At 34.2% G+C, this 22,278-nt stretch carries 32 protein-coding genes, 1 tRNA gene and 1 pseudogene; 26 read left to right on the top strand and 8 right to left on the bottom strand.

From position 1 onward, the window contains the following. Positions 1 to 35: 35 nt before the first annotated feature. From N5D90_RS00170 to N5D90_RS00150, 5 genes are all read left to right on the top strand, one after another. Positions 36 to 680 carry a hypothetical protein gene (locus tag N5D90_RS00170; protein ID WP_280061145.1) on the top strand — a complete coding sequence of 215 codons (645 nt, stop codon included), beginning with the start codon at positions 36 to 38 and terminating at the stop codon, positions 678 to 680. A gap of 1 nt (position 681) precedes the next feature. Beyond that, positions 682 to 1,068, top strand: a complete 387-nt coding sequence (locus N5D90_RS00165; protein ID WP_280061144.1) for a hypothetical protein — start codon at positions 682 to 684, stop codon at positions 1,066 to 1,068. Next, complete coding sequence (locus N5D90_RS00160) at positions 1,052 to 1,273, top strand: hypothetical protein (protein WP_280061143.1); 222 nt, start codon at positions 1,052 to 1,054, stop codon at positions 1,271 to 1,273. Before N5D90_RS00165 ends, N5D90_RS00160 begins: the two co-directional genes overlap by 17 nt. 47 nt (positions 1,274 to 1,320) lie before the next feature. Then, positions 1,321 to 2,295: a hypothetical protein gene (locus tag N5D90_RS00155; protein ID WP_280061142.1), complete on the top strand. Its 975-nt coding sequence runs from the start codon at positions 1,321 to 1,323 to the stop codon at positions 2,293 to 2,295. A gap of 94 nt (positions 2,296 to 2,389) precedes the next feature. Next, positions 2,390 to 2,596 (top strand): hypothetical protein, encoded by a 207-nt coding sequence (locus N5D90_RS00150; RefSeq protein WP_280061141.1) that lies wholly within the window; start codon positions 2,390 to 2,392, stop codon positions 2,594 to 2,596. Positions 2,597 to 2,614: 18 nt separating this feature from the next. Here N5D90_RS00150 and N5D90_RS00145 read toward each other — a convergent pair whose 3' ends face one another. Together N5D90_RS00145 and N5D90_RS00140 are read right to left on the bottom strand one after the other, a co-directional pair. Next, the gene (locus N5D90_RS00145; protein WP_280061140.1) at positions 2,615 to 3,049 is read right to left on the bottom strand and encodes a hypothetical protein; all 435 of its coding nucleotides are present in this window, start codon (positions 3,047 to 3,049) and stop codon (positions 2,615 to 2,617) included. Beyond that, positions 3,049 to 3,582: a phage virion morphogenesis protein gene (locus tag N5D90_RS00140; protein ID WP_280061139.1), complete on the bottom strand. Its 534-nt coding sequence runs from the start codon at positions 3,580 to 3,582 to the stop codon at positions 3,049 to 3,051. Before N5D90_RS00140 ends, N5D90_RS00145 begins: the two co-directional genes overlap by 1 nt. Before the next feature lie 27 nt (positions 3,583 to 3,609). On the opposite strand from N5D90_RS00140, the gene N5D90_RS00135 reads away from it, so the two are divergent. Further along, positions 3,610 to 3,819 (top strand): hypothetical protein, encoded by a 210-nt coding sequence (locus tag N5D90_RS00135; protein ID WP_280061138.1) that lies wholly within the window; start codon positions 3,610 to 3,612, stop codon positions 3,817 to 3,819. On the opposite strand, the gene N5D90_RS00130 is transcribed toward N5D90_RS00135, so the two are convergent. The 6 genes from N5D90_RS00130 to N5D90_RS00105 all read right to left on the bottom strand — a co-directional run bounded on the left by N5D90_RS00130 (position 3,803) and on the right by N5D90_RS00105 (position 9,340). After that, positions 3,803 to 5,236, bottom strand: a complete 1,434-nt coding sequence (locus N5D90_RS00130) for a phage minor head protein (protein WP_280061137.1) — start codon at positions 5,234 to 5,236, stop codon at positions 3,803 to 3,805. The two genes, N5D90_RS00135 and N5D90_RS00130, sit on opposite strands and share 17 nt — an antisense overlap. 212 nt (positions 5,237 to 5,448) lie before the next feature. Then, entirely contained in the window at positions 5,449 to 6,666 is a 1,218-nt protein-coding gene (locus N5D90_RS00125; protein ID WP_280061136.1) for a DUF935 family protein, read from the bottom strand. A gap of 2 nt (positions 6,667 to 6,668) precedes the next feature. Then, positions 6,669 to 7,136, bottom strand: coding sequence for a phage protein Gp36 family protein (locus N5D90_RS00120; protein ID WP_280061135.1), 468 nt, complete (start codon positions 7,134 to 7,136; stop codon positions 6,669 to 6,671). 16 nt (positions 7,137 to 7,152) lie between these two features. Next, positions 7,153 to 8,682: a hypothetical protein gene (locus tag N5D90_RS00115; protein WP_280061134.1), complete on the bottom strand. Its 1,530-nt coding sequence runs from the start codon at positions 8,680 to 8,682 to the stop codon at positions 7,153 to 7,155. Further along, positions 8,682 to 8,915 (bottom strand): hypothetical protein, encoded by a 234-nt coding sequence (locus tag N5D90_RS00110; RefSeq protein ID WP_280061133.1) that lies wholly within the window; start codon positions 8,913 to 8,915, stop codon positions 8,682 to 8,684. The genes N5D90_RS00115 and N5D90_RS00110 overlap by 1 nt, the downstream gene beginning before the upstream one ends. Next, entirely contained in the window at positions 8,915 to 9,340 is a 426-nt protein-coding gene (locus N5D90_RS00105; RefSeq protein ID WP_280061132.1) for a hypothetical protein, read from the bottom strand. Before N5D90_RS00105 ends, N5D90_RS00110 begins: the two co-directional genes overlap by 1 nt. A 166-nt stretch (positions 9,341 to 9,506) precedes the next feature. On the opposite strand from N5D90_RS00105, the gene N5D90_RS00100 reads away from it, so the two are divergent. From N5D90_RS00100 to N5D90_RS00005, 20 genes and pseudogenes are all read left to right on the top strand, one after another. Continuing rightward, a complete protein-coding gene (locus N5D90_RS00100; RefSeq protein ID WP_280061131.1) occupies positions 9,507 to 10,451 on the top strand; it encodes a hypothetical protein in 945 nt (314 codons plus the stop codon). 22 nt (positions 10,452 to 10,473) lie between these two features. Further along, on the top strand, positions 10,474 to 11,361 hold the full coding sequence (locus N5D90_RS00095) for a hypothetical protein (RefSeq protein ID WP_280061130.1): 888 nt from the start codon (positions 10,474 to 10,476) through the stop codon (positions 11,359 to 11,361). A gap of 15 nt (positions 11,362 to 11,376) precedes the next feature. Next, the gene (locus tag N5D90_RS00090; protein ID WP_280061129.1) at positions 11,377 to 11,742 is read left to right on the top strand and encodes a hypothetical protein; all 366 of its coding nucleotides are present in this window, start codon (positions 11,377 to 11,379) and stop codon (positions 11,740 to 11,742) included. A gap of 16 nt (positions 11,743 to 11,758) precedes the next feature. Next, entirely contained in the window at positions 11,759 to 12,154 is a 396-nt protein-coding gene (locus tag N5D90_RS00085) for a hypothetical protein (RefSeq protein ID WP_280061128.1), read from the top strand. Next, positions 12,138 to 13,340 (top strand): DUF2586 family protein, encoded by a 1,203-nt coding sequence (locus N5D90_RS00080; protein ID WP_280061127.1) that lies wholly within the window; start codon positions 12,138 to 12,140, stop codon positions 13,338 to 13,340. The genes N5D90_RS00085 and N5D90_RS00080 overlap by 17 nt, the downstream gene beginning before the upstream one ends. 5 nt (positions 13,341 to 13,345) lie before the next feature. Beyond that, entirely contained in the window at positions 13,346 to 13,747 is a 402-nt protein-coding gene (locus N5D90_RS00075) for a hypothetical protein (RefSeq protein WP_280061126.1), read from the top strand. Between the two features lie 125 nt (positions 13,748 to 13,872). Next, positions 13,873 to 13,938 (top strand) — tRNA-Trp (locus N5D90_RS00070). A 22-nt stretch (positions 13,939 to 13,960) separates the two neighbouring features. Continuing rightward, entirely contained in the window at positions 13,961 to 14,263 is a 303-nt protein-coding gene (locus tag N5D90_RS00065; RefSeq protein WP_280061125.1) for a hypothetical protein, read from the top strand. Positions 14,264 to 14,352: 89 nt separating this feature from the next. After that, complete coding sequence (locus tag N5D90_RS00060; RefSeq protein WP_280061124.1) at positions 14,353 to 14,517, top strand: hypothetical protein; 165 nt, start codon at positions 14,353 to 14,355, stop codon at positions 14,515 to 14,517. Further along, on the top strand, positions 14,517 to 16,484 hold the full coding sequence (locus N5D90_RS00055; RefSeq protein WP_280061123.1) for a tape measure protein: 1,968 nt from the start codon (positions 14,517 to 14,519) through the stop codon (positions 16,482 to 16,484). Before N5D90_RS00060 ends, N5D90_RS00055 begins: the two co-directional genes overlap by 1 nt. Before the next feature lie 2 nt (positions 16,485 to 16,486). Further along, complete coding sequence (locus tag N5D90_RS00050; RefSeq protein WP_280061122.1) at positions 16,487 to 17,143, top strand: DUF6046 domain-containing protein; 657 nt, start codon at positions 16,487 to 16,489, stop codon at positions 17,141 to 17,143. Further along, a complete protein-coding gene (locus N5D90_RS00045) occupies positions 17,143 to 18,111 on the top strand; it encodes a hypothetical protein (protein WP_280061121.1) in 969 nt (322 codons plus the stop codon). The genes N5D90_RS00050 and N5D90_RS00045 overlap by 1 nt, the downstream gene beginning before the upstream one ends. Next, positions 18,111 to 18,614, top strand: coding sequence for a hypothetical protein (locus N5D90_RS00040; protein WP_280061120.1), 504 nt, complete (start codon positions 18,111 to 18,113; stop codon positions 18,612 to 18,614). Before N5D90_RS00045 ends, N5D90_RS00040 begins: the two co-directional genes overlap by 1 nt. 1 nt (position 18,615) lies before the next feature. Next, positions 18,616 to 18,828 carry a hypothetical protein gene (locus N5D90_RS00035; RefSeq protein ID WP_280061119.1) on the top strand — a complete coding sequence of 71 codons (213 nt, stop codon included), beginning with the start codon at positions 18,616 to 18,618 and terminating at the stop codon, positions 18,826 to 18,828. A gap of 1 nt (position 18,829) precedes the next feature. Next, positions 18,830 to 19,174, top strand: a complete 345-nt coding sequence (locus tag N5D90_RS00030; RefSeq protein WP_280061118.1) for a hypothetical protein — start codon at positions 18,830 to 18,832, stop codon at positions 19,172 to 19,174. Continuing rightward, the gene (locus N5D90_RS00025; protein ID WP_280061117.1) at positions 19,158 to 19,451 is read left to right on the top strand and encodes a hypothetical protein; all 294 of its coding nucleotides are present in this window, start codon (positions 19,158 to 19,160) and stop codon (positions 19,449 to 19,451) included. Before N5D90_RS00030 ends, N5D90_RS00025 begins: the two co-directional genes overlap by 17 nt. Continuing rightward, positions 19,451 to 20,317 carry a nucleotidyltransferase gene (locus N5D90_RS00020; RefSeq protein ID WP_280061116.1) on the top strand — a complete coding sequence of 289 codons (867 nt, stop codon included), beginning with the start codon at positions 19,451 to 19,453 and terminating at the stop codon, positions 20,315 to 20,317. The genes N5D90_RS00025 and N5D90_RS00020 overlap by 1 nt, the downstream gene beginning before the upstream one ends. Continuing rightward, the gene (locus tag N5D90_RS00015; protein ID WP_280061115.1) at positions 20,292 to 20,777 is read left to right on the top strand and encodes a hypothetical protein; all 486 of its coding nucleotides are present in this window, start codon (positions 20,292 to 20,294) and stop codon (positions 20,775 to 20,777) included. Before N5D90_RS00020 ends, N5D90_RS00015 begins: the two co-directional genes overlap by 26 nt. Next, positions 20,770 to 21,669: a hypothetical protein gene (locus N5D90_RS00010; RefSeq protein WP_280061114.1), complete on the top strand. Its 900-nt coding sequence runs from the start codon at positions 20,770 to 20,772 to the stop codon at positions 21,667 to 21,669. Before N5D90_RS00015 ends, N5D90_RS00010 begins: the two co-directional genes overlap by 8 nt. Before the next feature lie 3 nt (positions 21,670 to 21,672). Further along, positions 21,673 to 22,278 (top strand): annotated as a pseudogene (locus tag N5D90_RS00005) (hypothetical protein); the annotation flags it as partial.

Below are 22,278 nucleotides of genomic sequence, written 5' to 3'. Positions count from 1 at the left end.
CAATGGTGATTCTCGAAAAGGAATCCTCCATTGTTTTGGCAGAAACAATCGAATATCGAAAGTTAAACAGTTTATTACGTGCTGATGATGGACTTTCCAAAAAACAAGTTTTACAGATTTTACAAATCGCTATTCTCAATACGGCACGTTCTTTCAAATATTCCGAAAATATGACTTTCATGCAGTCTTCTGTTTTAGCTGAGGATCTACTCGATAAAATGAAATATGAAAGTTTAGAAGATGTATTGTTGATGCTAAAAATGGGGCGACGTGGCGAACTTGGTTCTAACAAAGGTCGGTTTGATAGTGATGTTCTATTTACGCTCTTTCTGCCTGCTTACAATGAGATCAAAAGTTTGCAATGGGATGAGAAAATTCGGATTGAAAAGTTGGAACGAGAAAAAAAAGAAAAAGAGGATTTAGCAGCGCCTCGCGATTCGAATACTGATTATGTTGACCAGTTGCATAAAGCTTGGAAAGATTCTCAGAAACCAAAAGTTTTGACAACGAAATCATCAGTACCAGAGAATAACGATCATGTACAATTTATGTTTAATCTTAAAATGATTGTTAGCTCGATGACGAACTCGGAACTACGTACAGAAATGATCCGAGCGAAAAATAATAAGGCGTTTGATGCCTATGAGATTTACGAATTGGAATTAAATAGTAGAAAATAAAATGGGATATATAAAACATCACACAATTGTAGTTACTTCTTTTGACTTTGAAAAAGTAAAAGAAGTTCATAAAAAAGCACAAGAAATTTTTGTAGAAAAATGTGCACACGAAAATGGAGTTATTCAGAAAATTATTGCGAGCGGATTAATAAGTCCTATCATTGAAGGAATGGCAAATTCTCAATTTAGTTTTTTCATCGCTCCAGATGGTTCAAAGGAAGGTTGGGGTACTTCAAAAGATGCAGACGTTGCAAGAAAAGAGTTTTTAGACTGGTTAGATAAAAATAATGCTTACTGTGATTACTTCGAAGTAAGATTCGGAGGCGATGATGAAGATTATCGTATTACAAGATCATTAGAAACATATTTGAATGATGAAACTGAATAAAGAACTATTCACAAAGCTGAATGATGCTAAGAAAAAAGCTGACGAAAAAGCGATGCATATTGATTTAGCTATCGAAAGTTTACAGAAAATCTGCGATCATGAATGGGAATCAGATCCGTTAGCTTACCAAGAACCACCCAGTTGTAAAATATGTGGTGAGGTTTTAGAAAACAAACATGTTGATAAAGACTACTCAAATGAGTAGTCTTTTTTGTTTATTAATGTTGTAAATTAGCAACTTAAACAAATACTATGAAAAAAATATATCTATTTCTATTCTTTCTGTCTTCTATGTTTGTTTTTTCTCAAGAATTCAGACTAAACCAAGATTCAAAAAATAAACTTGGAAAAATAGATAAGGAGCTACTTAATAAGGTTTTATTTATTGAACATTTTTTAAATGAAAAAAACGATCCTTATTTTTCTGTTTTGTATAATTATTTGAATACTGCTAATTTAACATCAAAACAATTAGAGAAATTCAATACATTGGTTTGTGTAGAATGTTACAAACGTGAATGGGACGCTATTTTATTAGATAATAAAAATAAATCATTAGCTGAAAAAAGAATATTCGATAGTATCCGAAATGAAAAAAATGAATTACGTCGAATAGAAGAATTAAATAGAATAGAGTTTCAAAGAGTTTCTGAGGAAAATAATAAAAGAATACAGGATTCTATTAGAAGTACTCCATTATTTAGTAATCCTTATGATGCTATATATGCATCAGTTAATAAAATGAAACGTAACACTGAGTATTTGACAGTATTCAGAGGAATGGATTATAATTTTGCTGGTGGAAATTTTCAAAACTATATGCAACGTCGTTTTGGTTACGGAATTAGTAAAGATTATACATTAACATCTACTAAAATTATTGAAAATTATATTTCAAAAGTATCATCAACAGATCAAAAATTAAAAGTGGTATATAATGTTTCTGAAAGAAAGGATATTGTAGGTTATTATCCTGCTGACAAAGTGTATTTGATTAAAGATGTAATGATTACTGGAACAAATAATGAAGTTGTTAATTTGTTTATTAAATATTGGCCTAGTGAAATAAAAGTAGGCTCATATAAAGAAGGTATTATTGCAACAAAACAACTTTTAGGTGATAATATTCAATTAGAGGGATATAAAGGTAATTATAGGATATATATAACAAAAGGTAATATGGATGTAAATTATGAAACATCTTGGGGTATTAATAAACTAAAATAATAAAAGCCACTCAAATGAGTGGCTTTTATTATTTAGAAAATTCACTTTTCTCGTTAGGTATCAATAATTGCATTCAAATTAAATATTTGTTATCTTGCAACTATCTACACAAACAGCCATGCCAACATTTGATAATACTAAAATACGCTACCGATTAATCAAAGAACTGTATCGTAAACATGCGCATCCAGATATTCCATTAACGCGAACGTTTAAAAAACACGTGAAACCTGTTTATCCGATTTCACGTGCTACATTATACAAAATCCTTAATACACCTGATGAAGATTTGAGGTTTTAAAAAGATTTTAAAAACTTTTTAAACATCGTGAGCAGCTAAAGTGTAGATGATACGATGTTCTTGCATTCCGTCCGTTCTGCGAACTCTCTTCCCACCTGTACGAACTAACTTCCCATTTCCTACAATTTGCCCTTGTAATAACTTATGAGCATCTTCGATTAATTCATAAATCAACCACGCTTTATCGCGTTGCAATTGTGGTGCGTTTGCTGATGTATTGGTAATTTTTAATGTAGCAATCGTCAACTCAATATTTATTGTTGCTTCTTGTCGCAATGTTGGTGTTTGTCGGTAATCATTCCCTAAATTACTGTAAGCTGCGTTGTCACAATCAATCAATGCACATGGATATTTTACAGGTGGTTGTGGTAAATTTAGTTGTCCCCAGTTTTCGTCAACATAAGCAAACTTTGCTTTTAGTTTGGTTTGTATTTCTTCTAAAAAAGTTTTCATTATTGTGGTGTAAATTCGTTAAATAAATCACGTTCTATTTCTTGAAAATTCTCATCTATAACATCTTTTATAAAATCATCAACTTGTGGATGATCTCCGATAAATTGTCGTTGTGTAATTTCTATTTTAGATCCAATAGGTTTTAAAGCCATTGCTTTCCAAATTGCCGCTTGTCCTGCTATTTGAGTATTCCAAGCGTTTGGCATATCAGCAGATGTTTTGTTTTCGTAATATTTTGCCCAAAAATATTTTTTCATTTTTGCTGTTACTGGAATTTTCCCACCTTCATTGTGAATGCTGGCATAAGGTAAATTTGAAGTAAAAACAACGCCATCGCCTTGTATGGTTGAATTGATGGAACTTCGTAAATTACCAGAACGCATCATTAATGATCCGTTATGATTCTGCCATTTTGTTTCGTCCCATTGTTCATCAAAAAATGCTTTTCGTTCAAAGTTTTTATCAAATTCATCAGTTGCCTCAATCTGTACATCTTGTAAAATTTGTTGAAAATATTCGATTATCGGTTTCATATTGAATTATTTTGTAATTTTGTGATTATGTCGAAAATTGATTATACATATCAGAATCTTGATCTAAGAAAAATTACTCAGAATGATTTAGCTGTTTTGCTAAAACTTAATCCTGTTATGATTTCTACTGATCCATCATCCAAAACAGACGAAAGGGTTTTGGGACTTTTTTGTTTTGCTGAGTTACACAATTTAGGTGACTTAATGAGACAATTAAATTCTATTTATCCTTCTTAGTTTTTTCAAGTCCTTTTAAAACTTTTTTGTTGTGTTCTAAGATTGCATTGAAATCTTTCTCACTATAATCTTTAGCCCATTTTAGTAAGCTATCATAAGTTTTTGCTTTTAACTTATATGCTGAATGATCTGATATTGCATTTTTTAAATATTTTTGTTGAAGTTTGTAATCACCTTCAATCAAATTCTTCTTAACATCAGATAATACTTTGCTTTCGTCAGCATCTACAAAACGAATTAAACTATCAAAGTTTCTTACCATTGTATTGTATCCTGTATTCTTTCTATCTGACATTAGAATTTCATGATTTAATTTTCCACCCATTTTTTTCATAAAATCAGGTAAAGTTTTACGTGATACAAATTCATTAGCAAGCTCCATATATCTTGTTTCTGTCGAAGTTAAAAGATTCGAATAATGAATACCTTTTTTGTTCGAGTTATGCATGATTTCATGATAATATGTACCAAATGCTCTTTCTTGTTCAAATGTTGTAGGTATATTGTTGTTAATATTATTTATACCTCCTATCAGATCATCAATGATATTTTGTCTAAGGTTTATAGTACCATTCATGTCTGTGTTTCCATTAATGTCTTCCCGTAATGTTAGATTAACTTTCTTAAATCCTCGATGGAATAATTCTGGATTTTTATTTGATAAATCATTAGTGAAATTGCTTAGATCTTCAACCGTTTTTAATTTCTCAACATCATTTTTCTTAATTAACTCGTTTATAACTTCTTTTTTCACCTTATCAGCATCCTTGACTTTGTTGTATGGATGATTTGGAGGAAAAACACGTTGTTGTTTACCAGAATTAAAACGGAAAATTTCTAAACGATTCTTATTGTCTTTACCTATTTGAGTTGTCGCAATATCACCAGCTTTTAAAGCGTTTTCTTCGTTGGTTGCAGGATATTTTCTTGCGCGAACTTGTACAGCATTACAACGACAGCGCCATCCATTCGGCGGGTAGAACTTGTCCCAAAAAGGATTGTTCATTGGTAAAGTAATCCCATGCAAAGGCTGATGAGAGATACGAACTTTATCATCTTGTGCCGTTCTGTATTGCAAATTATAACGATCGCTTTCTACATAGTTTTGCCATTTTTCACCCATTTGCACCGATGAAACGGCGAATTGATATTCGGCTTGTAAATAGTTTTCGTTATATAAACCATTGATTTTGGCAATATCTAATTTGAATCGATCAAAGGATTTTATTTTGCCGTCATCAGTTAATAATAAACTACCAGCTTCCTGTAATTGTGCATGCGTGCGTAGATGCGAAAAAATGAAAATATCATTCTTAAAAGCATCTTTCATAAAACCAGTAACATTGTTATCTGTAACCGCTTTACTTAAGAAACTATTCGTTTTATTAATTAAATTCTTATACGGTTCCTGGTCCAAATCTTTGTAATTGTATGAACCTTGCGCATGCAAATGTTTTAAGGCTTCTAAACCTGCTTTGATTACATCATCTACGCTGTTGTAATTTGCTGCAAGATTAATGATCGTATCATTTTTACAATCTTCGCAATCGCAGTTATATAAATCATCTATGCGTAAGTGTAATGACTTATAATATACTTGCGGGCTGATAGGTCGTAATCTGTCAGCCCTTAGACGAAAAAACCATCATCAGCAGATAATTTTTCTTGTTGTACAGGTGTTGCACTTTCTCTTTCGCCTGTTATTTTTATTCCAAATTTTTCTTTTACCCATTCAGGATCTACAGTAAAATGATTTAAAGCCTGTACGGTCATTTTCCATAGTTCTTCCGTGTCTTCTGCGATTTCGTATTGAAAAATATAGTTTTCAGGAACTACACCAATTCGCGCTAATGCAGGCATTACACGGGTATTCATATACATCTCAACCATTGCCATATCAGCCATGACTAATTTTTTCAAAGTATCTTGACCTGCACGCTCTTTGCCATAGCTTCCATTTTGCGTGTCTTGTCCTAAAACAGCTCCGTTTAAGGCTATTGAAATTTCATTCGTACATAAACGAATTAAGTTATTGTAAACATCACCATTTGTTTGTACGCCTTGTGCCCATTGAAATTCCTCGGTACTATCTATGATAAACCAAGCTGCCGCACCCATCTGTTGCATCATCTTTTTACCACGTGCTAATGCTTGTGGGTCCTGCGTGTCTGTTTTCATTACACGTGGTGGAATACCATATATTTCGCACAATTCTGACCAACACGATTGCGCAAACTTTTTGAACAAAACATGTGGTACAATTTTATTTAAAAGTCCTAAGTCATCGTTTTTTCCAAACTCTAAAATCCATGTTCCATATTCTTCTAAACCTCTATAATCGATTTTTTCAGCATCATTGTAATTTTTAACAAACCAACCTTTTTTTGCAATGATATTTTGACGAGGAATTAGTGTAGATTTTAATAAATTTTCACCTGTTGTATTATCCCAATCCAATTCAATAACACTATGTCCAAAAAAACGTGTGTAGACTATTTGACGAATGATTTCGTTGATAAACTCTGCATTTTGCAATTCCTCTGTTAGATCTACATCAATATCACCACCTTTTGGTCGAAGATTGAAATTTGCAGAAATTGCCTCTAGGGTTCTGTTTTCAATTTGAGATGTAACAGTTGTATCGTTCATTACATCATCGTACAAATTGTATAACAAGTAAGACATTGGAAATTCAACAGCTTTGATAGCATTCTCAGCCATACGCCATTTTGAAATATCTTGACGTGTTTGGAAAACATATTGCTCAACCAATTGCGTGCTCAATTTTGCACGTTGCTGTTGCTGTTGTTTTGGTTGAGTTCTTTTATTTCGATTTCTTCTTGCCATGATTATTCGTAATTAAATTTTTCACGCGAACCATACATAAAAGGATAAGTGTCTTCGATGTTTTCGTCGTCTGGATTAACTGGAGGTTTTATTTGTGGCAAACTATCCAATGAGATGTCGCCTTTTGCTAATTGATTAAGGTATTTAATCGCTCTATCATAGCGTTCTTTCGCTTGTTCATATAGAATATCAACATTAGCTAAATCAATGATGTGCCATTTCGCAATGATGATGCAATGAGATAAGATCAAAGCATTTCGTTTAGTTCCTGTAGCTGAGAAAATAGCATCTAAATCGTATTTTAATCGACCGTCTTGCCATTCTTTTTTATTGTTCGCGGCTAAATATGAACGACATTCATCTTCTGCCGCTTGCAAGGCTTGATGTACAATTGCATCATCACCTTCTGTAATATCTTCAACTTGATAATTGTATATGTTGTTTTTTAGATCTTCTTTTTGTAAAAACATTTTAAAAAGGTTTTAATTAGTATTTTCTGCTTTCAACTGTCCCAACCGCATAGTCTGTATTTTGTTTTGTTACTCGGTTTTCGATTAACCAAACACCACCTTCCCACATATCTGGACCATCCATTTCTTTGCAGTCCTCCGAAACTGCTAACATTTGCTCTACAAACAATTGCATGTGTGGATTGTCTTTTTCAGCTTCGTTGCAGTATAATTGACCGCTGTTATGTTTTGGTTCTAATGTTCCTTCTATACGCTCGAATTTTGCTGGTTTTTTACGTTTATCGGGACGAATAGGAATGCGATATTTTGTCCGTTGATAAAATTGATTGACTAATGGAACCAACACTTGTGTGTAATGAGGATCTTGCAAAGAGTTATTCTCAACGTAGACACGTTTAGGATCTATCTTTCGAAAATCTAAATACAAACATGCTTGTGATAACCAATTGACAAACTCTGCATTGGTAGCATGACCTAACCATACTTTATATAAATAGTATTCGCCAGCTTTATAGCCAATTACTCCAACTGCTTTGGTTGAGTTTTTGGCTTTTGTGTTATTTGATGGTGATGGATCTCCATATATCAATACTTTTTCGCAATGACGTAACTGAGGTAATTTTTTGAAATGAACTTCTTTAAATGTTGTTCCTTCTGATTGTGGATCATTGAAATACTCTTTTTTCGCTGATGATGTTGGCATTAATGATAATACACGGTCAATAGCTGCCTCAGTATTTTTTTGTGGCCATGTTGATTTTCCGTGTTTATCTCGAATATTAACGATGTCCCATTTATCAGCCTTTTTTCCAAGCTCTGTAACAGTACAATATTTTGCGATGATGTTACCACAAACAATCATTAACAGAGGATTAGAGATAGAGCGCGTTGCATACAACGCCTCGAATACCCATTTTACTTTGTTTCCAATTCTGTCTTTATTTCGGCATTCTTCATCAGTGTCAATGTCATCAATCAAAATAACATCTGGACGAATTGCATCGTTACGTGTACCACGTGGCGACTGTCCTGCACCTAATGCACGAAAGGCTACACCGTTCTGCGTTTTGAACTCATCAGCTTCCCAATTGCCTATGCTTTGCTGTTTTCCATAATCGTTAATAATTCGATTATTACTTTCTAAAATAGCTTTGTATGGCAATAGTAAACGTGCTGCATTATCAAGCGTATTCGATACCATGATGATGTTTTTCTTTTTACCTGTTAAAACAAGTTTTAAGATTTCCATCATCGTACGTCCAGACTTCGATAATTCACGCGCCCACGAACGCACTTCGAACCAGTCAGGATTTTGCATCACTCGTTTGGTCGCTTTCTTGTGAAATGGTGCAGGTTCTGAGGTGTAGAAATTTGGAAAATAATATTTAAACCACGCCTCGTCATCTTTTTCTAACGCTTCGATTCGGCGTTGTTTTTCGATTGGCGTCTCATTCAAATCAACAGGCGTTGCAAGGCTGATATTCTTTTTGAATTTCTGCCATTGCTCCAGATACTGTTTGTCGGTTAGTTTTCTTTTCTTCGCCATTATAAAACTTTTATAAAACCGTCGTCCAAATCTTTTCGACTTATTGTTAATTGTTCTGAGCTGTCATCTTCTGCAACCAGCGTAATTTTACTATCTGAAATTTTTTTACGTTTGTAATATTCCCAACCGTAAATGCTCCAAGATCCGTTACGATATTCGTGCGCAATGCCTACATGAAATACCTCTTTGCTATGGAAAAATTCGCGTTGTTTTTGTGTGAATTTCTTAGCCATTACATACGAGTTTGAATGAATAAATCAGACCAGTGCGTTACTTGTTGTGCGAGTTCGGGGTGATGTACTTGAAGGAATTCAATAAACTTGATCTGTGTATCGATTACTTCGCCAACGCCAGTTTCAACCTCTAATGCTTTAATGGAATTTGCTAATTTGATTAAGATGTCTGTTTGCTGACTTGTCGCTAAATCATCACCTATTTTCAATTGCCACAACTCCATTTGTCGTTGTAGATTGTTAATGATTGATGAACGTGTCGTAGTTAATGCAGATCTCAATGAATCCCAATTCTCATCATCTTTCCATTTCCCTATCGTTTTGGTTGTTACATCAACTTTTGCTGAAATTTGACTAAGGTTTAATCCGTGTTGTGTATACAGGATTTTTGCGAATTCTTTCGCTTGTGTTTTCTTCAATCCCATTTCGTCATTTTCGAACAAATTTGATTGACTTATACCTTATTATTTTATGAAGTGTCGAAGTTCTAGACACTATTGTAAACCTCTTAAACAGTAGTGTTTTATTAGTTTACAACTTGCATTTGATTGATTCGTAAACCGCTAATCTTTGTGGTCAATAATCGAAAGAATGTCAAAAGTAAAATTCATATTAAACGATGAAACAAAAGTTAACCAGAAAGGTTTCCGTATTCTAAATGCGGGACTTGATCTGGAACGATTCAAAGCTAATCCTGTCATCTTAGGTGAGCATTTTAATTCTATTTCTGGTGTAATTGGTCGATGGATTAATATTCAAATCGAAGGACATTTATTAACCGCAGAACCTGAATTTGACTTGAAGTCTGAAATGGGTAAAAAAGTCGCTCAACAAGTAGAAGATGGTTTTGTTCGTGCATGTTCTTTGGGTGTAGATCCAATCACTCGCGACAACTTTATGGTAGAACCTTCTGGTACATTAGTCTTAATGCGTGGAGAGGTTTACGAGGCTTCAATTGTAGCAATTCCAAACAATGCCAAAGCTTTAATCAAATTATTTGCTTCAACTGAAAATATGACTTCTGAGGCAGAAAACGAACTATTCAAACAAATTAAAAATCATAATCCAATGAACAAGATTTTATTATCAGCTACGGCTGCATATATCGCTTTGGGCTACTCAGAAGCAAAAGAGTTGACAGCTAATGAAGTTGAAGCGGGTATTTTAAAATTAAAAGCTGATTTAGATTCAGCTAAGACAGAACGAGATACTTACAAAGAGAAGTATGAAAAATTGAATGAAGCTCAAAAAGCTGAAAAAATTCAATTAGCGGCATCATTAGTTGATGAAGCTGTAAAGGCTGGTAAAATCGATGCAACTAAAAAAGCCGAATATCAAGAATTAGCCTTGTTAAAACCTGAATTATTCCAAGAAATTTTTGGAAAGAAAGCAGGTAAACAAAATCTATCTGCAACAATTGAGACAGAAGGTGCATCAACTGTTCAAAGTCTTGATGATTTCTTGAAGTTATCATTTACCGCTCAAATGGAATTCAAAACGAATTTCCCAGATGAGTATAAAAAAATCACTGAGTAATTAATAATAAAAACGAAATAAAATGCCAGCAAATTTTCCAGAAGCGTGGTCAAAAATAGTTCGCGAAAGATTGACATCTTTAACTAATGCACCTTGGTTGAAAGGTGTAGAAGAATTGGATGTAGAAGTAACAGTAATGGGAGAAGGCTCTGCTAGTGAGCAGAATTTGATTCACATACCTATTGCTTTGGTTGATCCAAAAGTATTAATTGATAATACTACTTACCCATTGCAAGTTGTGTCTTACGATGATACAGGTGTAACACTTCGATTAAGAAAATTCCAAACAGAACCAACATCAGTGTCTGATGATCAGATTGAAGGAGCATCTTATTCTAAAATTGATACAACAACACGTGGACACGTTAGAAATATCATCGAAAGTAAGTATCAAATTGCTATTCATGCATTAGCTCCAGATAATGATACAGCTACAACACCGATTGTTAAAAAATCTGACAATGCAAACGATGTCTACAAGTCAATTGTTGCGTTAAAAGACAAGTTCGATCAATTACAAGTTCCTGCGGAAGGACGTGTTTTGGTGTTGTCTTCTGACGATCATAATGCTTTATTGTTAGATCGTGAGCGATATGGTAATTTATTATCAAATATTAATACAGGCGAAACCGCTCCAGTAATTTCAGGGTTTAATGTGTTCACATATTTAGGTAATCCATATTTTACCACTGCTGGTGTAAAAAAAGCCTATGGCTCTATTCCAGACGTAACAGATGCGCGCGCAACTGTAGCTTTTTCTTTGTCTAATTCGGTTCAAAAAACAGGTAAAACAAAGCAATATTTCCGTGATTCATCTATTGATCCAGAAAATCAAACGAATGTGATTGCTTACCGTCACTACTTTATTGCTTGTCCTGTTGAAAAGAAATGGTTAGGAGCAATTATTTAATCAATTCATAACACCATGAACGAAATACTAATCACAGGTATTTTTTCTCTCGTTACAGGTGTTGGTGGGTGGTTTGTGGCAAGACGTAAAAATCTTGCCGAAACACAAGCCTCTGAATTGGATGTAGTCGAAAAATCTGTTAAGTATTATCGTGAAATGGTCGATGATTTAGGAAAGAGATTGAAAGACGCAACTAATGAATTAGCGGATGCTACCGAAAAACATCGCTTAGCTATTGATGAATTAACAGAGGCTAAGAATGAATTAAAATCGGTAAAAACTGAATTAAAAAGCCTTGAAAAGAAATTTGAGGATTTGGCACAAGAAAACCGCTATTTAGTAACTGAATTGAAGAAATACAAACAATTAAGAGTTAATTAATTTCAAAAAAAATACAATGTCACAAGATATTTTTAAAAAATACGAAGCACTTCAAGTCTATTACAAGACTGCGGATGGACAACCTTTTTTTCAAGAATCTGACGCACGTAATCATGCGAAAACGTTGGATAATAAAAAAGTAGAAACAGTTGAGCGTCCTATCGAAGAAATCGAAGGTAAAACAACAAAAGAAGTGAGAGAATATGCAATTAATGCGAAAGATTCTATCGCTTTGATTAAAGAAGCTACAACAGTTGAAGCATTAGAAGTTTTTGCTGATGATGAGCGTAAATCTGTTGTAGAGGCTTATGCAAAGAAGTTTGCAGAATTAAACGAGTCAACTGATGATTTAGGATCTGTAGAAGGTTCTGATGAAACTAATAAAGATTCTGAAGATGAGACCAAAGATTAATACAAAATTTGACAACGGAACAATTGGCGCAGTTGCGCCGTTGGCTGTTGGTTTACTTGGATTATTAGCCAGTGCGGTTGGAGTTGCTGAAACGTTTGTTTTAAACACACCATACTCGATTAAATCGGTTAATGATGCAAAGAAATTAGGTTTAGTCGATTCTATCGATAATCATCGATTGTATAAAACGATTTCTGAGTTTTACGATGAAGCTGGCGAAGGAACTGAGCTTTATGTTATGGGTATTCCCAAAACATCAAAGTTATCAGATTTCTTTAAAGCGGGTGTTCAAGACTTCTCGCCAGCAGAAAATTTATTAAATGCTGCAAATGGAGATATTCGAGGTTTAATCACTTCTTTTGATCCAGATGTTTCTGTTGTCTCAACTGTTACAGGTGGCATGGATGCTGATGTTTTGGAAGCTGCAAATGCTGCGCAATTGTTGTTCGAAAATTATTCTGCTAAAAAGTATGCGCCTTTCTTCACGATTTTAGAAGGTTACAATTTCTCAGGTTCTAAAGTCGAATTAACTGATTTGACAGCTTACGAATATGATTCTGTAGGAATTTTAATTGGTGATACTGAAACTCGCACAGGAACAACCGCAAGTAAAGGATCTGCAATTGGTGTAATTGGTGGGCGTATCGCGAGATCTTATGTTCGTGAAAACATTGGTAAGCTTCGAAATGGGGCTTTGTCTGCAACTGAATTATTTATCAATGATACACCTGTTGAAAATTATGATACAGAAGCATTATACGATAAAGGTTACATCACATTTGTAACGCATCAAGGGCGTACAGGTTATTACTTTATTGATGATCCATTGGCATGTGCTGAGGATAATGATTACCATTATTTATCTCGTAGACGTACAATCAACGAAGCGTACAGATTAGCATATCAAGCGAATCTTGATTATTTATTGGATGAAGTTCCTGTAAATGCAGACGGTACTATTAACGCAGCTTATGCGAAATCTATCGAACAAGCTGTAGAATCGAAAATCATTGCAACGATCGGAGATGATCTTCAAAATATTGATGGCGATTATGGTGTAAAATGTTTTGTCGATGCTTCACAAAAAATTGTTCAAAACTCAAAACTTTCTGAGGTAGTACGTATTCGTCCATGGGGTTACAACAGATGGATTGATGTTTTAGTTGGTTATGAAATTCAAAATTAAAAATCATGTTTAACAGTAGAGAATACGAATGGGCAGATATTACGGTCATTTTAGGCGGTCGAGATCTGACAAAAATTCGAGCAGTAAAATATAAAGAAGCTCGCGAAAAAGAACCTGTTTATGCAAAAGGTCGTAAGCCTATAGCTATTCAAAGTGGAAATGATGCGTATGATGGTGAAATCGCTCTATTACAATCAGAATATGAAGCATTGAAAAAAGCAGGTGGAGGTTCAATCATGGGATTAAGTCTTGATGCTGTTGTTTGTTATGGAAACCCAGCAGAGGGAAATGCTATTCAGACTGATAAGCTTTTCGGTATTCAATTTACAGAAGCTGAAAAAGATTGGGCGCAAGGCGATAAATTCAAAGAAATTAAATTGCCAATCTTGTTTTTAGATCTTAAATAACAACACTTTTTTTTAATATCCAAAAGGCTTTTAACTGCTGTTTAAAAGCAATGTAAAAGCCTTTTTTTCTTAGTGTCCCATTATTCATATTTATGCTTTAGTGCTGCACTTTAAAAAAATACTTTGATAGTTTAATTGGTAAAATAACGGTCTCCAAAACCGTAGTTCGAGGTTCGAATCCTTGTCATCGTGCAAATTTAATACTCAACAATTATGTCATTTACAAAAGAAAAAATCGCTGATTTGAAAGTTAAACACGGCGAAAATCTATTTATTATTAAGTCAGATAGTGGTGCACAATCTATCGTTCGTAAACCAACATTAAAAGAATTAGAAGCTTTACAAGGTTTATTGTCATCTGGTCAATTAATGACTTATAATATTGCTTTATATCGAACTTGCCTAGTTGAAGGTGATAAATTCGAAGATGAGAAGAACTATAAAGATTTAGTTGGTATGTCTGGAAAAATGGCAGAAATCATCGAGGTAGCAACTGCATCTGTGGAAAAGCTTTAGCGCAAGCCGAATTTGGCTGGCGTGAGCTTGCGCCTGACGAATTAGCCAGTGCACCTGTTCAATCGAAAAAAGTAAGTGAGCAAAGATATATGCGCTTACTTTTTGAATGGGTTGAAGAATTTCGTAAACACAACATTTCCCTCCAATATTATTTACATATCAATCCTTATGAGCTCGAACTAAATGAGTGGGCTCGTAAAGTGAAAGAATTAGAATGGATTCGTCAAGAAGAGGCGAAAGCAAATAAGACCTAATGAGTAATTTACTGCAATATACTATCCAATTGCGCGATCAAATGTCAAGCGTTTTAAACCGATTAAATGGTTCAACACGTACGACAAATAATACGCTAAACCAATTACAACGTGATACGTTGAATGGTTCGCGTGCTATGCGTGAGGCTGGTGCAAGTGCTAATATATTACGTCAAAAATTAGAACAATTACGAGGTCAACGCGAGTTTATTCGTACATCTGATGTTCAAAATATTCAACGCTACAATCGTGAAATGCAATTGTTAGAACGTCAGATTTCTCGTATTGAAAATACAGGTGGTCGTGGAATGGTTGGCGGTCTAATGGATGCGTTGAAATCTGCACCTTTTGGTGAAGTCTTAACCAATCCATTGTTTGTCGCGGGGGCTATTGGCGCAAAATCATTGAGTTTAGGTATTCAGCAAGATTTACAAAATACATCATTTGAAGTTTTATTAGGATCAAAGGAAGCTTCACAAAAGATGGTCGCTGATATTACAAAATATGGTATGGAAACACCATACGATAAAATGGGACTTGGCGAAGATGTAAAAACATTACTTGGTTTCGGTATCGCTGGTGAAAAAGTAATGCCTGTCTTGAAATCTATTGGTGACTTAGCGATGGGAGATGCTAATAAAATGCATTCATTAACATTGGCTTTTGCTCAAATGTCGAGTACAGGAAAATTGCAAGGTCAAGATTTGTTACAGATGATTAATGCTGGTTTTAATCCTTTGAATGAAATATCAAAGAAAACAGGTAAATCAATTGGACAATTAAAGAAAGAAATGGAAGATGGTTCTATTTCTTCTAAAATGGTTGAAGATGCATTTTACGCTGCAACTGGAGCTGGCGGACAGTTCCATGAAATGGCAAAAAAACAAGGTGAAACGCTTGGTGGTAAATGGGCTCAATTTCAAGATTTGGTTAATGAAAAACTCTTAGTGTTATATCAAGTTTTGGGACCTATCGCCACAAAAGGTTTAGAAGTCGCTAATATATTCATAGAGTTTGCAGCTAATGGACTTGGTAAAATGTTTACACTTATAAAAGATGGTAACCCATGGATGTGGGGATTAGTTACTGTTCTTGGTGCTTATGTTATTGGAATGGGCGCGGCAGTTGCGATTCAAAAAATAAAAACGGCGTGGGATTTTATTGCAACAGGTGGACTGTGGACACAAGTAACTGCATGGTGGAACTTAAATGCAGCAATGTATGCGAATCCTGTTGGTTTAATCATCGCTGGAGTTATTGCCTTAATTACATTAATTGGATATGTTATTTATAAAGTTGATGGTTGGGGCAAAGCATGGGAATATACTGTACAAGGTGCAAAACTGATTTGGGCAACTTATGTAAGTTATGTAAAAGCACAATTCAATACAATGGTTGGAGGAATTATGATTGGAATCAATAAAATTCAAATTGCTTGGTACAAATTCAAAAATGCAATTGGTTTAGGTGATAGTTCTCAAAATAATGCAATCATTGATGCATTAAATAATAATGTTGATACACAGAAAGAAAAAATAAAATCTTCTTGGAAAGAAGTTAAAGATAACGCGGTTGCAAGTGGTACAGCTTTTAAAAATGCGGCTGGTTCTCTTTCTTGGAATTCTGATCGTTCATTAGGTAATGTTGTTACTAAAATGCGCGATAAGTTAGGTATGGGAGGTTCTACTACTGGTGGAGGTATCGCACCGCCTAAGACAGGTTTAGGAACTGGAACTGTAGATACTAAACTTGATGGTAAAAAAGGTAAAAAAGGTGCTGAAAAAACTAATCAAGCTACTACAACAGGAGGTTCTAAATCAAATTACATTACAATTAATCTTGATGCTTTAATCAAAGGATTAACAATTAATAGCGAAAATTCTGACGATTCATCTAATCAATTACAAAATAAAACAACTGATGCTTTATTGCGTGTTTTGGCAATGGCAACTACAGCAGGTGCTTAATTATGAGATTTACAAACGAAAATATGTTGATTGCGAGTTTACTAGGTTCTAAGGTAGTCGAGCAAATTCCACGCTTTGAAAAAGTTGAAAATTATTTAGAAACACATGTAGGTGTTCCAATCCCTTTTTTGCCAATTCGAAACGAAGTTGTTGTACGTGATGCAGAACGTTTTGAACCACAAGAAGTTTGGAATGGTCCTAAACCAATCAGCGAAGAAAATCAGTTTTTCCCTTTTTCTTTTAAAAAAGAAACTGACAAGTCATGGTTCTTATTACCGTGGGAGCCAATGATAAATATAGAAGCTAAAAATATTATCGCAAAAAGATATGTAGCAAAACAGGGCAAATCAAATATTGGTTCAATAAAAGAACGCTGGGCGGCTGACGATTATGATATAACAATTACAGGAACTTTATTTGGTTTAAAAGAACGTGGAAAAGTTGAAGAAACTTATCCACGAAAAGATATGGAACGTTTACGTGATTATCTGTTAAGTGGTGAAGCTTTACAGGTGAATTGTGAGCCGTTGCAGATTTTGAATATCAATAGAATTGTGATTGAGACAATGAATTTTCCTTTTACGAAAGGTGAAAATGTACAAGCTTACGAGATCAAAGCTGTTAGCGATTTTGAATTTAATCTTTTAATTGAAAAGTAATGTATCAGTTAGATTGGGACATCCGATTTTTTACAGATGAAAAACAATTTCAATTGGGAATATTGGCAGAATGCGAGATAGTTAAATCTGTTGAAAATCTTGTCGATACGGCTACTATTATTTTGCCAGAAGCGATGTTGAACACTGTTTTTGATTTGCAGAAAAAAATAAAACGAGGTTCGGAGGTGCATATTTATTTAGGTTATAATGGAAATCTTGTAAAAGAATTTACAGGCTATGTTCGTCAGATTAATACGAATGATTCGAGTTTGCGATTTGAATGCGAAGATGCGCTTTTCTTATTTCGTAAAGGCGTAAAAGATGTACAGTTAATCAAAACAAAAGTATCTGTAATAGCTCAGTATCTCATCTCTCAATTAGGAGTTGATTATAAAATAAGTTGTGATTATGATATTACGTTTGACAAGTTTGTTATTCATCAAGCAACAGCTTATGAAGTGCTTAAAAAACTACAGGAAGAAACAAGTGCTAATATTTATTTCGATACCGAAAAAAAGACATTACACATTCATCCTCCATTTACAGAAAAGAGTGGAGATGTAATTTATGATTTGCATCAAAATGTCGAAAAATCATCTTTAGAATATAAAACATCCGAAGATCGTAAAATTGAAGTAACAGTAGAATCTGTTGATGCAAACGGAAAAGTTATCAGTTATACAACTGGGACAACAGGTGGTGAGAAACTTACAAAAAAAGTTTCTTCTATTGGTAAAGAGGGAATTATAATAATCGCAAAAAACGAATATACCAATCGTTTACAAGATGCTTACGAAGGTGATTTAACAGCATGGTTAATTCCATATTGTGAGCCAACATATACCGCTGAAATTCGTGATAAAGATTACCCTTATAAGCATGGGTTTTATTATGTGAAAGCGACAAAAGTAAATTTCTCTCAAAGTGGAGGAATTCGAACAATAACACCAGGAATAAAATTAAGCTAATGGATTTTGTAGAAGTAAAACGATTGATTCGAGACATAGTCGGTGCAGTCCCAAATTTGCCTATTCAAGCAATAGTTACAAAAGTGGATGATTTTACAATTTCTGCAAAAATTGGCGATTTAGAAATAGATAATATTCTGCTAAAAACGCAAGTAGAAAATAACGACAATTTTATGGTGCAACGCCCTAAAATTGGAAGTCCTGTTACATTGTTGAGTGTTGATGGTACTTTAAACTCTTTGCAAGTAGTGAAAATCAACGAAGTTGAAGAGTTTGAGTATCATCATAACGGACTAACAATTAAACTGGATGGAAAAGATGGTAAACTAATCGTTAAAAACAATGAAGTCAATTTATATCAATTGATGACAGACTTAGCAACGATAGTTAAACAATTAAAAGTTTACACGGCTGTGGGGCCTTCTGGGACACCTTTACCCGATACAATTGCTCGAGTAGAACTATTTGAAAAAGATTTTAAACAACTTTTAAAACCTTCTTAAAATGGCATTAAATAAAGCAGATCTAAAAAATAATATTATCACTATTATGCAAGATATGATGAAGCGTGAAGAAACTTCAATTGAGGAATTTGCAGAGCGTTTAGCTAGCGTTATTGATGTTTATGTAAAAGATGCAGAAATAGTGTATAAAACTGGTTTAACGTCAGCAACAGGTGGTGTAGTTACAGGAACTTTTGAAGGTAATCTTAAATAATATGAAAAGTAAAGCGACAGGTATACAGTATATCGATAATCAAGATCAAGGCGAAATTTTCGATTTGAAAATAGATGTTGTTCGTGATGAAAATGGACAGATTTTGAGTGGTTTGGTTTTCGGATCCACACAACACCAAAATGAAGCCAGTATACTTATCGCTCGTAAAGGTGAATATAAGTTAAATCCATTGCTTGGTGTTGGTATTGGTGATGCTTTGTTGGGTGAAAATCTATTAGAATATCGTCATAAAATACGCGAGCATTTCGCTTCAGATGGTTTAAATGTCAAACATTTAGATTTCTATAATCTTAAAAACTTTTCAATAGATGCAGAATACGAGTAAAGTACAGCAAGGACAAAGTTTTATAGATAAGACTTTGGAGCTAACAGGAAGTGTCGAAAGTTTGCTTGAAATGGCAATTTTAAATAATGTTTCAATTACTGATGATGTCTCAATTGGTAAAGAAATTTTAGGAACTCAAATATTGAAAAATAGCATAGTTGAAGGTTTGACGAATGAGTTAATCGCAACTAAAATAACTTCTGATATTAATCAAGTTATACCAGAAGATTTAGGAATCGGAAAAATGGCTATAGAATCAACATTTATAGTAAGATAATGAGAGTAATCAGTGATATAAAGTTAGCAATTACAAAAAGTTTCATTGCAAACGAAACTTTTGCCAAAATATATGGTTTAGATCAATCAAAATCATTTGAAGATCAATTTTCGAAAGTGAGTTTTGAAAGTGTTTTGTTTGACATCATGTCAATAGCTATCTATGCTTTTGAAGTGATATTAGACAAGCATTACAGCGATGTTACACAAAAGTTGACTGAGGAAAAAGCACACACAGCACGATGGTACCGTTCCAAAGCTTTGGCGTTTCAATTTGGATTTGATTTAGTGGTTGATTCGGACGAATTCAATAACACAAATTATACAACTGAACAAATTTCAGAATCAAAAATTGTGAAATATGCAGCGGTTGTAGAAGCTGAGAATGATAGTCGTTTGATTGTGAAAATTGCTGGCGAAACGGATGGCGAATTAAATCGATTAAACGAGCAACAAGTAGCATCATTTAAAACATATATGCAGGAAATTCGAGATGCAGGCGTTAAGCTCACGGTTATCAATTACGAAGCTGATAAGTTGTTTTTGGACTTGCAAATCAATTATGATCCGTTGGTTTTATCTGCGAATGGTCAACATTTAATCAATGCAAATTATCCTATTGTGGATGCAATTAAAGCTTATATGAAAGAATTGCCTTTCAACGGAGAGTTGGTTCTTGCACATTTGGTTGATAAACTTCAACAAGTTGAAGGGGTTTTGATTCCAACAATAATGAGCGCATCTACATCATGGATTGATGAGAACACGAATAGTTATGGTGATGCGATTGGTATTGCTGTAAAAGCTATTCCTGTTAGTGGATATTTTAAAGTAGAATCCTTTGATAATATTCGTTATGTGGTTTAAAATTTCCTTTGATAAGTTAGTTATTCAGTTGTTGCCAACGTTTTTGCGCAAACCTCGAATGATTGCTTTTATATCGCTTTTCTCAAACGAATTAACTAAGTTACATAATGCGTGGCTAGTGAAGAAAACAGCAGACGAAACGTGGTTAAATCATAACTCACAAGTCTGCAAACTAAGAAAAATTCTCAACGATGAATTTGATGATTTAGAAAGAAGAATTAAAATAACTGATGGACAACTCTACGAAAGAAAATATGTGTACACACTTGGCGAAAAGAAGCCAGTCAAATTGGGCAAACTCTACATTCGTCAAGCCACAGATTATGCGGACACGGGTATCGACTTTTTTGTTGTCGTGCCTGTCGAAATTAATATCGAACAAAACAAATACAAATTAGAAGCACTTATAAATAGGTACAAACTCGCTTCAAAACGCTATAAAATCATAAACAATGGATAAGGTAATATACGATCAAACAGAAGGTTTTCCACTCGATGTCAATATTCTTGATTTCGGACAAAAAGCCAATCAAATTACGCAACAATTAGGCGAAATCATTGCTCCATTGGCAATAGTAAAAGGCTGTTTAGAAAATGGAAATAATGTTAGTGATGGCTTAGTTTATATCAATGGCGAATTATTACCATTTAAAGGAGCTTTAAAACAAAATGTTGTTAGAATTGTTGAAGTATCTGAAAGTCGTGTTTTTGAGAATGGGAATAGTAAACCTGTTTTAGTCACTCGTTACGCAACTTTCGGTGCGGGTGCAGGAACTTCATACAATTGGACAGACTTTCACCGAACAATGTCAATCAAAGAAATTCAAAAACGATTGATGCCTGTAGGTTGTATTGTTTTGGATTATTACGGAAAGACTGAAGATATACCTGCTGGTTATCAATTATGCGACGGAACAAACGGCACACCTGATTTACGAGGTTTGTTCGTAGTTGGTTATGATAATCGTATAGAAGATTACGATACTATTGGTAAGATTGGCGGAGCAAAAGAAGTTACATTGACTACTGAGCAAATGCCAAAACATAAACATAGTGGTAGTACTTCTGATGCAGGTTCTCATTCGCATAATATGTTTACAAATGATGGGCAAACAAATGCTTATAGAGTACCGAATTCGGGCTCTACAATAGTTCCGTTCTTTCGGGATGGTTCTAATGCGAACGGTTATTCATTGTCAGCATCAGTCAATAATCTAAACGCAACTATAGGGATGACATCTAGTTCAGGTTCACACTCTCATAATATAGAAATCGACGAAATTGGTGGTAGTCAAGCCCACGAAAATAGACCGCCTTTTTATGTATTGGCGAAAATAATGTATAAAGGATAGATTATGGCATTAAATTACACAGATATAAATACGATTAAAAACTGGTTTAAAACTGGTTTGAAACCTACACAAAATCAATTCTGGTCAACGTGGGAAAGTTATTGGCATAAATCAGAATCTTTGCCAATTAGTTCTATTAATGGGCTTGGTGGGTTACTTGATGGAAAAGCAGAAGAAAATCACACGCATTCTGAATACGCTACAAACGATGCGACTTCGTTAACGGCTCAAAATATTACACAATGGCAAAATAAATTAGGAATAAATGATCTTGATTATGTAGTAATCCCAACAGAAGATGCAACAGTAGAAAGTCATCCGTATGTTGTTGTAATAGATAACGAAGGTAAATCAGCACGACGAAACGCAACTGATTTCGGTAAAGTAGATACGATTGACGGGATTGAAGCAGACGAAAATAAAGATGTAAAATTAGGAGCGGTTCGAAAATCTGAATCAAATACTGTAACAGCTGATTTTTCAATGCAGCAAGAAAATGGAGTATTTGTATCAATTGGATTAAACGGTTTAAAAGTTGGATTTGGTGGAATTACAGCCACTTATGGAACTACAAGTATTTATGTCGACAATTTAGTTCCAGAAGCCGCT

Source organism: Empedobacter sp. GD03797 (genome assembly GCF_029842105.1).
GTDB lineage: Bacteria > Bacteroidota > Bacteroidia > Flavobacteriales > Weeksellaceae > Empedobacter > Empedobacter falsenii_C.
The sequence above is the reverse complement of the archived record's forward strand: the minus strand, read 5'-3'. Positions and strand labels throughout refer to the sequence as shown.